The 12,352-nt window shown below is 62.9% G+C and carries 13 protein-coding genes and 1 pseudogene; 12 read left to right on the top strand and 2 right to left on the bottom strand.

Going from position 1 to position 12,352, the window contains the following annotated elements; genetic code table 11:
• Positions 1-67: 67 nt before the first annotated feature.
• The 6 genes and pseudogenes from NKH19_RS33630 to NKH19_RS26560 all read left to right on the top strand — a co-directional run.
• Positions 68-748: pseudogene (locus NKH19_RS33630) on the top strand (oxidoreductase); the annotation flags it as partial.
• A gap of 70 nt (positions 749-818) precedes the next feature.
• Positions 819-1,160, top strand: coding sequence for a hypothetical protein (locus NKH19_RS33625; protein ID WP_502911042.1), 342 nt, complete (start codon positions 819-821; stop codon positions 1,158-1,160).
• 33 nt (positions 1,161-1,193) lie between these two features.
• The gene (locus NKH19_RS26575; protein ID WP_352872782.1) at positions 1,194-2,027 is read left to right on the top strand and encodes an SDR family oxidoreductase; all 834 of its coding nucleotides are present in this window, start codon (positions 1,194-1,196) and stop codon (positions 2,025-2,027) included.
• A 239-nt stretch (positions 2,028-2,266) separates the two neighbouring features.
• Entirely contained in the window at positions 2,267-2,758 is a 492-nt protein-coding gene (locus NKH19_RS26570; RefSeq protein WP_352983084.1) for a (2Fe-2S)-binding protein, read from the top strand.
• On the top strand, positions 2,755-3,747 hold the full coding sequence (locus NKH19_RS26565) for an FAD binding domain-containing protein (protein WP_352971648.1): 993 nt from the start codon (positions 2,755-2,757) through the stop codon (positions 3,745-3,747). The genes NKH19_RS26570 and NKH19_RS26565 overlap by 4 nt, the downstream gene beginning before the upstream one ends.
• The gene (locus NKH19_RS26560; protein WP_352983082.1) at positions 3,744-6,125 is read left to right on the top strand and encodes a xanthine dehydrogenase family protein molybdopterin-binding subunit; all 2,382 of its coding nucleotides are present in this window, start codon (positions 3,744-3,746) and stop codon (positions 6,123-6,125) included. Before NKH19_RS26565 ends, NKH19_RS26560 begins: the two co-directional genes overlap by 4 nt.
• Positions 6,126-6,189: 64 nt before the next feature.
• On the opposite strand, the gene NKH19_RS26555 is transcribed toward NKH19_RS26560, so the two are convergent.
• Positions 6,190-7,083: a LysR family transcriptional regulator gene (locus NKH19_RS26555; RefSeq protein WP_352872786.1), complete on the bottom strand. Its 894-nt coding sequence runs from the start codon at positions 7,081-7,083 to the stop codon at positions 6,190-6,192.
• Between the two features lie 149 nt (positions 7,084-7,232).
• Here NKH19_RS26555 and NKH19_RS26550 point away from each other — a divergent pair, with 149 nt between their 5' ends.
• The 6 genes from NKH19_RS26550 to NKH19_RS26525 are packed head-to-tail and all read left to right on the top strand — an operon-like array spanning position 7,233 to position 12,064.
• A complete protein-coding gene (locus NKH19_RS26550; protein ID WP_352983080.1) occupies positions 7,233-8,423 on the top strand; it encodes an MFS transporter in 1,191 nt (396 codons plus the stop codon).
• A complete protein-coding gene (locus NKH19_RS26545) occupies positions 8,420-8,890 on the top strand; it encodes a cyclophilin-like fold protein (protein WP_352872788.1) in 471 nt (156 codons plus the stop codon). Before NKH19_RS26550 ends, NKH19_RS26545 begins: the two co-directional genes overlap by 4 nt.
• 19 nt (positions 8,891-8,909) lie before the next feature.
• Positions 8,910-9,305, top strand: a complete 396-nt coding sequence (locus NKH19_RS26540; RefSeq protein WP_352983078.1) for a (R)-mandelonitrile lyase — start codon at positions 8,910-8,912, stop codon at positions 9,303-9,305.
• Positions 9,306-9,330: 25 nt separating this feature from the next.
• The gene (locus NKH19_RS26535) at positions 9,331-10,347 is read left to right on the top strand and encodes a zinc-dependent alcohol dehydrogenase family protein (protein ID WP_352872790.1); all 1,017 of its coding nucleotides are present in this window, start codon (positions 9,331-9,333) and stop codon (positions 10,345-10,347) included.
• A 57-nt stretch (positions 10,348-10,404) separates the two neighbouring features.
• Positions 10,405-10,839 carry a lipocalin-like domain-containing protein gene (locus NKH19_RS26530; protein WP_352971642.1) on the top strand — a complete coding sequence of 145 codons (435 nt, stop codon included), beginning with the start codon at positions 10,405-10,407 and terminating at the stop codon, positions 10,837-10,839.
• Between the two features lie 40 nt (positions 10,840-10,879).
• On the top strand, positions 10,880-12,064 hold the full coding sequence (locus NKH19_RS26525) for an arabinose transporter (RefSeq protein WP_352983075.1): 1,185 nt from the start codon (positions 10,880-10,882) through the stop codon (positions 12,062-12,064).
• A gap of 101 nt (positions 12,065-12,165) precedes the next feature.
• On the opposite strand, the gene NKH19_RS26520 is transcribed toward NKH19_RS26525, so the two are convergent.
• Positions 12,166-12,352 (bottom strand): hypothetical protein (locus tag NKH19_RS26520; protein WP_352872794.1); only part of this gene is annotated, 187 nt, incomplete at its 5' end.

The raw sequence follows: 12,352 nt of genomic DNA, 5'->3' as shown, positions 1-12,352 counted from the left end.
CACCTCACGACAGATATTCCAGTCGTTCCAATTTCCGAACGGGTTAAGCGTCGACAACAGGATTGTCATGGCGCCGATGACCACCTGGTCGGCCAACGACGACGGAACGGTCTCTGACGCGGAGATCACCTACTACCGACGTCGGGCAACTGGCGTCGGACTTGTGCTCACAGGCTGCACCCATGTCTTGCCCGACGGCATCGGCTTTGCGGGCGAATTCGCCTCCTACGACGACCGTTTCACCCCAAGCCTCTCCCGGTTGGCGTCAGCGGCCAAAAGCGGCGGGGCCAAGGCCGTCCTGCAAATCTTCCACGCCGGGAACAAGGCCGTGCCGGCGCTTATACCCGGCGGCGACGTCGTCAGCGCCAGTGCGCTCGAAGTCCAGCCCGGCCCCTTCAATCCGGGCGGTGTGAAGACACGTGCACTGACGAATGACGAAATCCTCGCGATCATTACCGCTTTTGGCGAGGCGACACGACGGGCCATTGAGGCAGGCTTCGATGGCATCGAACTGCATGGTGCTCACGGATTTCTGATCCAGAACTTCTTCTCGCCTCTCTACAATCAGCGTGGCGACGAATGGGGCGGCACGCTCGAAAATCGGATGCGTTTCCCAATTGCCGTGGTGCGTGAGGTAAAGCGAGTGGTCGCGGCACACGCGAACCGCCCCTTCCTCGTGGGCTACCGGGTGTCACCCGAGGAACCCGAGTCAGGTGGCTTGCGTATCGCTGACACGTACGAGCTGATTGAATGTCTTATCGATGAAGGTGTGGACTACCTCCACGCATCGCTGACGAGCGTTCTCGAGGCAAAGCCTATTGGGGGCGCCCGAGGGCGACACCATCGCTGGCCTGATCACGCGCCGAGCCAGCGGGCGGGTCTCGGTCGTTGCCGCGGGCCAGGTCAGGACGCCTTTTCAGGCCGAACTCGCCCTGCACAGAGGCCTCACGCTCGTCGCGGTTGGGCAGGGACTGGTGATGAACCCGGAGTGGGTCGAGCTAGCAAAGAGCGGCCGCGAGCATTTGATCGAGACCGAAATCCGGCCGTCGAGCGTTCCAGGTATCGATATTCCAGCGAAACTATGGGGTGTGATTCAGTCCGCCACCGGGTGGTTCAAGATCACCGCTGAGACGGACGTCCCAAAAGCCAACGCTGCGTAAACTGAAAAGATACTGGCTAGGAAGGATACGGCTATGAATAGAGTATGGATGATTACCGGCGCTGGGCGAGGCATGGGCCTCGACTTTGCCAAGGCGGTGTTGGCCATCGGCGATAAGGTCGTTGCGACCGGTCGTAACCCCGATCGGGTCGCCAAGGCGATCGGGCGGTCGGACAATCTTTTGGTCGTCACGTTGGACGTGACCAAGCCGGCCGACGCCGACGCTGCGGTGAAGGCAACCCTGGACCGCTTTGGTCGCCTCGACGTGCTCGTCAACAATGCCGCGGGCTTCTATGCGGGTTATTTCGAGGACCTGACTCCGGCCCATATCGAACTTCAACTCGCCTCCACCCTGACTGGTGCCATGAATGTCACCCGTGCAGTCCTGCCGGTGATGCGCGCGCAGGGTTCTGGCAAGGTCATCGCAATCTCATCGACGGCAGGCCTGGTCGGCTTCGAGTTCTGTTCTGCGTACGCCGCGGCAAAATTCGGCGTGGATGGCTGGATCGAGTCGCTGCAAGCCGAGGTGGCGCCGTTCGGCATTGAAACGATGATCGTGAACCCCGGGTTTTTCCGCACAGAGCTGCTGACGGACGAATCCACTCAATATGCTCCGTCTTCCGTTAGTGATTACAGCGAACGTCGCGCCCAGCAGATAACTGGCTGGAAAGCCGCGAACGGTCAGCAAGTCGGCGACCCGGCCAAACTCGCGCAGGCGTTGATCACTCTGGTCGACAAGCCGGAGCTGCCCCGTCGGTTCATCGCTGGCGCCGATGCGCTTGGCATGGTCAGGCAGAAACTCGCTCTGCTGCAGCAACAGGTCGATGCCCATGAGGAGCTATCCAGCTCACTGGCCTTCGACAGCTGAACGTCGCATCCGGCACTGCCGTTGTCGCAGGCCAATTTATGAGTGCCATTGATAGGCTCATGCGAATTTTGAGGGCTAATTCGAATGTCGCGTCCGTGCTCTCCTGAGGGTTGCTTAGGCAACCGGCCAACGACAGGCCTTCGGAATAGACGCTCCTTTCCGACTGATGCCGCAGGCTTCGTCGGTCCGGTCGACTTCGCGAGAAGTCCCAATCCCCGCCCGCCACTCGAGGAGACGACATGTCAGAGCCCCGACAGCTAGCCTTGGACATCAACAGCCGCCGCCACCAGTTTAATCTTGATGCACGGGTGACCCTGCTGGACGCACTACGCGAGCATGCCAACCTGCCCGGCACGAAAAAAGGCTGCGATCATGGACAGTGCGGCGCCTGCACTGTCCACGTCGACGGTGAGCGGGTATTGAGCTGTCTAACCCTGACGGCCCAGGTCGAAGGCCGCCAGGTCACGACGATCGAGGGCCTCAAGGCTGCCGACGGGGTGATGCACGCAGTCCAGACCGCGTTTATCGAACACGATGCATTCCAGTGCGGTTATTGTACTCCGGGTCAGATCATGTCCGCCGTTGCCTGCATTCGTGAGGGCCACGCCGGTACGGACGAGGACATCCGCGAATACATGAGCGGCAATATCTGCCGGTGCGGCGCTTACCCCCATATCGTCGCCGCGGTGCGCGATGCCGCGAGCCGCCTCAAGAAGGAGGCAGCACTATGAGAACTTTCGAGTATCTCCGCGCCGACGATGCCGCGACGGCGGCGGCAGAGGCTGCCAGGCCAGAGACACGATTTCTCGCCGGGGGCACCACGCTTCTTGACCTCATGAAGCTGAATGTCGAGCGCCCCGCGCGCGTGGTGGACATCACGCGCCTTTCCGGGCTCGACACAATCGAGGTATCCGCGGATGTCATTCGCATCGGTGCGCTCGCCAAGATGAGCAAGGTCGCCGACCACGCCGATATCAAGCAGGCTGCGCCGGCGCTTTCCGAAAGCCTATGGCGCGCTGCCTCGGCACAGCTGCGCAACATGGCGTCCATCGGTGGAAACTTGATGCAGCGAACCCGTTGCACGTACTTCCGGGACCCGGGCGCTTACTCGAACTGCAACAAGCGCAATCCCGGTTCCGGATGCGCCGCCCTTGACGGCGTCAACCGCAACCACGCGGTGCTCGGCACGAGCGACGCTTGCATAGCGATCTACCCCGGAGATTTTGCGGTTTCCCTGGTGGCATTCGACGCCACGGTCATCGTCCGGGGAGCTTCCGAACGCAAAATTCCCGTCGACGAATTCTTCCTGCTCCCGGGCGATACCCCCCATATCGAGCATGAGCTGTCGCCCGGCGAGATGATAGTCGGGATCGAGATCCCGCGTTCGGCAGCCCTGGAACGCTCGCATTATCTCAAGGTCCGCGATCGTGCGTCGTACGAGTTCGCCGCGGCCAGCGCCGCTGTCGGGATCGAATTGGAAGCCGATGGCAAGACAATTCGCGACGTACGCATTGCGGTCGGCGGCCTCGCCACCAAACCTTGGCGCCTGCGCGCCGTCGAAAATTTGCTCAAGGGAAAGACGCTCGACGAGGCGACGCTTCGTAGCGCCGCGGCAGCCGCCGGCGACGGCGCGAAGTCGAGCGGACACAACGCATTCAAGATCGAGCTGGCACCGAAGGTCGTGGCACGTGCCCTGATGACGGTAGGAGATATCGCATGACACATGGTAACGCGTTCGGACTCAACCGCCGCACCGTCATGAAGCTCGGCGCCGGCGTAGCCGCTGTCGCCGGCGCCGCTGTCGATCTCTCGCCAAAAGCCTTCGCGGCTGAGACCGCCCCCGCCAAGGCGCCAGCTCTCGGTGCCCGACTTTCCCGCGCCGAAGGCCCGTTGAAAGTCACCGGGCAGGCCCGCTATGCGATCGAGCAGAAGCTGGAGAACCTGGCCTACGGCGTTACTGTCCAATCGACGCGGCCGGCAGGGCGTATCGTCAACATCGATACGTCGGCCGCCAAGGCTCTACCGGGTGTCCTGGACGTTTATACCGCGCAAAACTCGCTGAAGATTAACAAGCCGACGGTCTACAGCAAGGGCGGCGGAGCCACCGAGGAATTTACCCCAATTCAGGACGATGTGGTCCGTTTCAACGGCATGCATATCGCGCTCGTGGTCGCTGAAACCTTTGAACAGGCAACGGAAGCGGCAAGCCTTCTCAAGGTCGAATATGCGGGCGGCGACCCTATCCTCGACATCAAGGATCCCAAGGCAAAAGCGCAGCTCATCGATCCCATGGGTGCTGCCTGGGGCGATGCGGCGACAGCCCTGGCCAATGCGGAGGTCAAGGTTGACGTCACTTACACGACGTCACGGGAATACAACGTGCCGATGGAGCCGCATGCCTGCATCGCTTCCTGGGAGAACGGGAAAATCACCGTCTGGGAGCCCAGCCAGTGGGTTGGCGGGGCACGAAGCGTCGTGTCGGAATGGCTCGGTATCGACATCGAGAATGTGCGGGTGATCTCGCCTTACGTCGGCGGTGGGTTCGGCTCCAAGATCGGGGCACATCCACATGTGGGGCTGGCTTGCGCGGCCTCACGAAGGCTCAGCAGGCCCGTCAAGGTTTCTCTCAATAGACCGCAGACCTTCACCGGCCTTGGCGGCCGACCGGCAACTCGTCAGACCCTGTCGATCGGCGCCTCGAAGGACGGAAAGATAAACTCGATCGTCCATGAGAGCTGGAACGAGACGGCGATCGACGAAGTCCATGTCGAGGCTTGCAACAATGTGACGAAAATCATGTATGCGACGCCGAACTTCTCGTCACGTCTCTACGTCGTGCCGGTCAATACGGTCCAGCCTGGCTGGAAACGGGGCCCCGGCGAAAACCCCAGTGCCTATGCTCTGGAAAGTGCGATCGACGAGCTGGCCTACGCGCTCAACATGGATCCGATCACGCTGCGCCTTGCCAACTGGGCGGAGATCGATCCCAGCAACGGGATGAAGTGGAGCACTCGACAGTTACGCGAAGCCTATGCCGTCGGCGCGGAAGCCTTCGGCTGGTGGAACCGGAACCCGGCCCCTCGCTCGATGCGCGAAGGCCGCGAGTTGATCGGTTATGGAATGGCCGCTGGGTCATACCCCATGATCCGTACCGCGAGCGAAGCCAAGATCGTACTCCATGCCAGTGGACAGATCGAAGTCCTCAGCGCAGGCACCGACATGGGAACGGGAACCTATACCATTCTCGCCCAGACCGCGGCCGACGCTCTGGGTGTTCCCGTCGAGACCGTGACGGTGCGGCTGGGCGATACCATCCTCCCCAGATCGGCGCTCGCTGGCGGCTCCCAGCAGGCCAACAACCTGACGGGAGCGGTGGACAAGGCGGCCAGGAATGCACGGGATGCCTTGCTGGCGCTTGCCGCATCCGATCCGAAGTCGCCGATGGCAGCGGCGAAGGCGACCGATCTGACTTTCGAAACCGGATCGGTGCGGCCGACCCGCCGACCGAACGGCGGCATCAGCATTGCGGACCTGTTAAAGGCAGTGGGGAAAGACAAACTGGAAATCGAGGGTAACACCTTTGCTCCAGGCGCCACCGAAGAGATGAAGAATCGGGCCGACCGCAGTTTCGCCCAGTTGAAGGGCGCCGTGGAAGGAGGCGTCTCGGCCCATAGCTGGTGTGCGCATTTCGTGGAAGTTCGCATCGATGAGGATTTTGGCACGATCCGTGTCAAGCGCATGGTCTCGGCATTCGACAGCGGCAGGATCTTCAATCCGAAGCTTGCCGAAAGCCAGTGGATCAGCGGTATGGTGATGGGTCTCGGGCAAGCTCTCCTGGAAGAGGGTTACGTCGACCAGCGGGACGGACGCACCATCAACGCGAATTTTGCCGACTATGCCGTCCCGGTCAACGCCGATGTGCCCGACATCCAAGTGATTTCGGTTGGTATTCCGGACATGCAGGCAACTGCTCTGGGGGGCAAAGGAGTCGGCGAGATCGGTGTCGTAGGGGTCGCCCCAGCGATCGGGAATGCCGTCTTCCACGCGACCGGCAAACGCATTCGAAGCCTTCCAATCACGCTGGAAAAGCTCGCTTGATGCGCCTCTGGTGACCCTTGCTGCGCGAATAGGCGAGCATTCAAAGAGTACGCTTCTAAAGGGGTCAGATACGATGGCGGAGCGCCTCCACGATCACCGCCATCGCAGGCGAGAGCTGTCGCCTGCTCGGGTAGTAGAGGTGATAGCCCGCAAATGGCGGACTCCAGTCGTCAAGCACGAGCCTAAGGCATCCCTTGGCGATGTGGTGGCTGACGAGGTTTTCCGGGACATAGGCGATCCCGAAACCGCTTATCGCAGCCTCGATCATGGGAATGGACGAATTGAAGGTGAGTTGGCCTTCCACCCGCACACGAAGGTCGCGGCCATCCCTGGCGAATTCCCAGACATATAATCCGCCGAACGTTGCCTGCCGCATATTAATGCAGTCATGATCGACCAGATCCTGGGGTGTGGTCGGAACCGGATGGCGGGAAAAGTACTCCGGCGAAGCCACGGCCACGAGCCTCCAATCCGGCCCGATCCGCACTGCAATCATATCCCTGTCGATGCTCTCACCAAGCCGCACGCCGGCATCGAAGCGCTCCTCCACAATGTTCTTCAAGCCGTTGTCGCTGTAGAGCTCGACGCGCACGTCAGGATAGTCGCTGAGCACGGGCTGCAGCTTCGGCCAGACGGTCGTCTGGAGCGCATGGTCGGACAGCGTGATGCGGACCGTTCCGGAGGGCTTGTCGCGAAAGGCCACCAGGCTTGCAAGGTCGGCTTCGATTTCCTCGAAGCGGGGAACAAGAGATTGGAAAAGCCGCTCGCCGGCCTCGGTCGGAGCGACGCTCCGCGTCGTACGTGTCAGCAGGCGGACGCCAAGACGAGCTTCAAGCTCCTTGATTGTCGAGCTCAGGGTCGACTGCGAGGTACCGAGCTTGGCCGCCGCCTTGGTGAAGCTGCGCTCCCGCGCGACCGCCACGAACCAGAGCAGATCCTTCATGCCATCGCGCTGCATAGGGCCTCCCGTCTGGCATTTATATCACAAGCAGATAAGTCCATGCGAATTACTCAGTCTAATGGAATGGGTTCCTCTGCAATACCTTCCGGCATGGCGACGGGGATGGGCGGCTGATCCGCCCCAGTCGCCTTGCAAGGATGCCAATCATGGAAACGACTTACGACACAAGGCTTGTCGAAGACCGCGCCGCATGGGGCGCGGTCTTGTCGATGGCGCTGTGTGTTTTCGTGCTCCTCGCGTCTGAATTCATGCCGGTCAGCCTGCTGTCGCCGCTCGCGGCCGATCTTGGCATCACCGAGGGCCGCGCGGGCCAGGCGATCTCGATTTCGGGCGTTTTCGCCGTCGTGACCAGCCTGCTGGTCGCCGGCCTCACGCGCCACATCGACCGCCGACTGGTCGTGACCGGCTTCACCCTCCTCCTCATCGTGTCCGGTTTGGCTGTCACCTTCGCGCCGAACTACGCGTTCCTCATGGTCGGCCGGGCGCTGCTCGGCATCGCGATCGGCGGGTTCTGGTCGATGTCGACCGCGATCGTCATGCGCCTCGTGCCGCAAGACATGGTTCAGAAGGGTCTCGCCATGCTGAACGCTGGCAATGCCATTGCGGCCACCATCGCCGCGCCGCTGGGCAGTTTTCTTGGCGCCTATGTCGGCTGGCGCGGCGCTTTTTTCCTCGTCGTGCCGTTTGGGCTTCTGGCGCTGGCCTGGCAGTGGACAAGCCTGCCGGCGCTGCCCCCGCGCCGGAGGAAGCGTGCTGGCAATCCGCTGGCGCTGCTCGGTCGTCTTCCTGTCGCCACCGGCATGGCGTCGATCATGATGCTGTTCATGGGCCAGTTTGCGCTCTTTACCTATCTGCGGCCCTTTCTCGAGCGCGTCACTCAGCTCGACATCGCTGCCCTCTCAGCGGTCCTGCTGGCGATGGGGCTGGCGGGGGTGCTCGGCACATGGTGCGTCGGCCTGCTTTTGCGCACGCGCCTGTTCAGCATCCTCATCGTCATCCCGTTGGTCATGGCTGCGCTGGCCGCTGCGCTCATCGCTCTCGGTGCACTCCCCGGTCCCACAACACTATTGCTGGTTGCCTGGGGCTTCTTCGGCACGGCCGCGCCCGTCGGTTGGGGTACGTGGCTCAGCCGAACGTTGCCGGACGACGCGGAGGCCGGCGGCGGGTTGCAGGTAGCCGTCATCCAGCTCGCCATCACCGGCGGTGCCGCCATCGGCGGCACGCTCTTCGATACGGTCGGCTGGTGGGGAGCGTTCACTTTAGGCGCGGTGCTGCTCTGCGGATCGGCGCTCGCCGCCCTGGCCGCATCGCATATGGCCCGAAGGTCTTTGCCATGACCATCGGGCGTGCGCCGCTCAGCCGCCGGACGCTGCTCGGCGTCGCGCTCGCGCTGGCGGCCCTCCCTCGCGCAGCCGCCAGCCAGGAAGGCCAATCTCCCGTCAGCCAGGAGCCCACCGACATGAAGATCAGGATGGTTTTCAACGGCCGCACCATGACCGCCACGCTCTACGACAATCCGTCGGCGCGCGACTTCTTCTCCATGCTGCCGCTCGATCTCGAGATCGAGGACTACGCGCATAACGAGAAGATCGCCTATCTGCCGCGCAAGCTGACTGAAGAGGGAAGCGGTCCGTTCGCCAACGAGCAGCCCTATGACCTGTGCTATTTCATGCCTTGGGGCAACCTGGCCATGTTCCACGCCGACTATCGCCACCCCGGGCTGATCAGGCTTGGCCGCTTCGACGAGGGCGAGCAGGCCCTGCACATTCGCGGCAAATTCCCGCTTCGCGTCGAACGCATTTGAGGTCGCAAAGGAGATCACCATGGACATTCTTCGCGCCGGCACCAGGCCTTCCGGCAAGGGACCACCTGACTGGTTCACCGGAACGGTGCGGATCGATCCGCTCTTCAATCCCTTCGACGCCGGGCGGGTTCAAGGCGCACAGGTGACCTTCGAGCCCGGCGCCCGCACCGCCTGGCACACGCATCCGCTCGGCCAAACGCTGATCGTCGTCTCAGGCTTAGGCCGCGTGCAGCGCGAGGGTGGCCCGGTCGAGGAAATCCGTCCGGGCGACGTCGTTTGGTTCGCGCCCGGCGAAAAGCACCGGCACGGCGCGTCGCCTCAGACCGCCATGACCCACATTGCCCTTCAGGAGGTCAAGGACGGCAAGGTCGTGGACTGGCTGGAACAGGTCAGCGACGCCGACTACGGCGCCTGATCTTCTCCAATCGAAAGGAACCAACATGCTTGCAACCGTCCTTCACAAACCGGGCGACATCCGCTGTGAGGAAATCGCCGATCCGAAAATCATGCGGCCAACGGACGCCATCATCAAGCTGTCGGCAAGCTGCATCTGCGGCTCGGACCTATGGCCCTATCGCGGATTGCAGCCGGTCGACGGCCCGATGCATATGGGCCACGAATATTGTGGCATCGTCATCGAGATCGGCGCAGAGGTGCGCACGGTCCGTCCCGGCCAGTTCGTCGTCGGCTCGTTCTGCCTCTCCGACAATACCTGCCCGCATTGCCGCTTCGGCTTCCAGTCGTCCTGCGTGCAGCGCGAGTTCATGTCGGGCGCGCAGGCGCCTTACGCCCGCGTGCCCTTGGCGGATGGCACACTGGTCGCCACCGCCGAGTTGCCGCCGGCCGAACTCATCCCTGACCTGCTGGCTGTGTCCGATGTGCTCGGCACCGGCTGGTATGCGGCCGACGCGGCCGAGGTCCGAGAAGGATCGAAGGTGGTGGTGGTCGGCGACGGTGCGGTCGGCCTGATGGGCGTGCTTGCGGCCAAGGAGATGGGCGCCGAGCGCATCATCGCCATGAGCCGGCACGCCAGCCGACAAAAACTCGCCCGTGAGTTCGGCGCGACCGACATCGTCGCTGAGCGCGGCGTGGAAGGCGTCGCGCGCATCAAGGAACTCACCAAGGGCGTTGGCGCAGACTCGGTGCTGGAATGCGTCGGCACGGGAGAATCCTTCGACCAGGCGCTGGCCTGCTCCCGCCCCGGCGGCACCATCGGCTATGTCGGCGTACCGCACGGCGTGAACTTCGACGGCCAAAAACTGTTCTTCGGCCAGAAGCGCATGCTCGGCGGCCCCGCGCCGGTGCGCCGCTTCCTGCCCGACCTTATGGACCGTGTGCTCAACGGCAGGATCAAGCCGGGCAAGGTCTTCGACCTCAAGCTGCCGTTGGCCGAGGTCGCTGAAGGCTACCGCGCCATGGACGAGCGGCGCGCCATCAAGGTCATGCTTTCGGTGTGAGCGAAGATTGGGCGGACGGCCTGTTCGCGCCCACAAATCAGAAAAGGAACAACGCATATGACGATGAGATTGAAGATAGCCGCCCTGGCGCTTGCGCTTTCGGTCGCCACGCCGGCTCTCTCCCAAGAGTCCCCGATCATCGGCGCATGGCGCATGGGGTCGCTCGAGGCCGGCGCCGATGGAAATCTCAAGCCCGTACCGTATTCCGGTCAGGTCATTTTCACCGAGGCCGGCATTCTCTCGGTGCAGGCCCAGAACCCCGACGCCAAGGCGCCAGACACGCCTTACACAAAGAATGGCTACGAAGCCTATTACGGGCCGGTCGCCATCAACGACCAGGACAAGACCTTCGTCATCACGGTCGAGTCCTCCCTGGTCCGCAACCTTGTCGGGAAGAGCATGAAGCGCAAATTCGAAGTCTCGGACAACAAATTGGTCCTCACGCCGGACAATCCGGCCGAGGGCTGGCGCGTGACCTACGAACGTTACTGATCGGAACAGCTGGCTGTCAAAGTGTTATCGGTGGCCACAAATGGCGCGGACTTCAGACCGAAATGGCGCGATGTCGGAACTGGTGCCAATCATGGCGGCTGTCTTCGCCGGCTTCCTGCTGATCGGCGTGGCACTACCCGTCCTGCCGCTGCATCTTCACCAGCAGCTCGGCTTCGGCCCCTTCGCAGTCGGGTTGGTGACCGGCAGCCAGTTCGTCGCCTCGATGCTGTCGCGCATTGGAGCTGGAAATTATGCCGATGGGCGCGGCGGCAAGCGGGCCGTCATCGTCGGCCTCATTGCCGCTGCCCTGGCGGGGTTCATTTACCTAGGCTCGCTGGCATTGCTCGACCGGCCGGTGGCGTCCGCATCGGCGCTCTTCGCCGGCCGGGCGGTACTGGGCGCGTCTGAGAGCTTCATCATCACCGGCGGTGTCGCCTGGGGCCTCTCCCTCGCGGGCGGACAGAACTCCGGAAAGGTCATAGCCTGGGTGGGCACGGCGATGTTCGCGGCGCTCGCGCTAGGCGCGCCGGTCGGATCTGCGCTTTATGCGGCGAGCGGTTTCACCGCGATTGCAGTCGCGACGATCGTCCTGCCGCTTGCGACGCTGCTTGCCATCCTGCCGATGCGTGGCACCAGCGTCGCCGCAAGCGCCGCGCGACAGTCATGGATGAGCGTGGCGCAAGCGATCTGGCTTCCCGGCGTCGGAGCTGCTTTCAGCAGCCTTGGCTATGGCGCGATCCTGTCCTTTGGCGCGCTGCTCTTTGCCGAACGCGGCTGGCAGCCGGTCTGGCTTCCCTTCACCGCTTATGCCGCGTCGCTGATCGCGGCAAGGCTGTGCTTCGGCCACCTGCCTGACAGGTTAGGGGGCGCGCGCGTCGCCGTGATCTTCGTGGCGGTCGAGGCGGCAGGGCTGATGCTGATCTGGCTTGCGCCCGGGCCCGTTCTCGCCGCCATCGGAGCGAGCCTGACTGGCCTCGGCTATTCGCTGGTCTATCCCGGTTTCGGTGCCGAGGCCGTAAGCCATCTTCCGCCACGCAGCCGCGGCCTGGCCATGGGACTCTACACCGTCTTCCTCGACGTGGCGCTCGGATTCGGCAGTCCGGCGCTCGGCTTGGTCGCCGCGTCGGCCGGGCTGCAATTCGTCTTCTTCGCCGTCGCGACGGCGACGCTTCCGGCGTTGGGCATCGCTCTGCTGCTGGGTCGCCGTAACGCTAGAGCCGGATAGTCTGGGCTCGAGATGTCGCCCAGGTGGTGGTTCAGGACAGACTCCGACGAAACCTTTTCTGTTGTTGCAAAGGTATGCCGTCTTTTGAGATCCTCCGTTACCTAGAAGAAGGTCCCGAGCACCTTCCAGATTTGCTCGACAACCGGAATGCCGGCGGTTTGAACCGCCCCGGGTTGATCGGAGGCTCCAACTCCTGGGAAGGTGGAGCCATGACAAGCAAGACGACCAACAAGTTCTCTCCCGAGGTCCGAGCCCGTGCGGTGCGGCTGGTTCTGGATCACGAAGGCG

Origin of the sequence: Mesorhizobium sp. M1338, from assembly GCF_040318045.1 — a bacterium.
Taxonomy (GTDB): Bacteria; Pseudomonadota; Alphaproteobacteria; order Rhizobiales; family Rhizobiaceae; genus Mesorhizobium.
The sequence above is the reverse complement of the archived record's forward strand: the minus strand, read 5'-3'. Positions and strand labels throughout refer to the sequence as shown.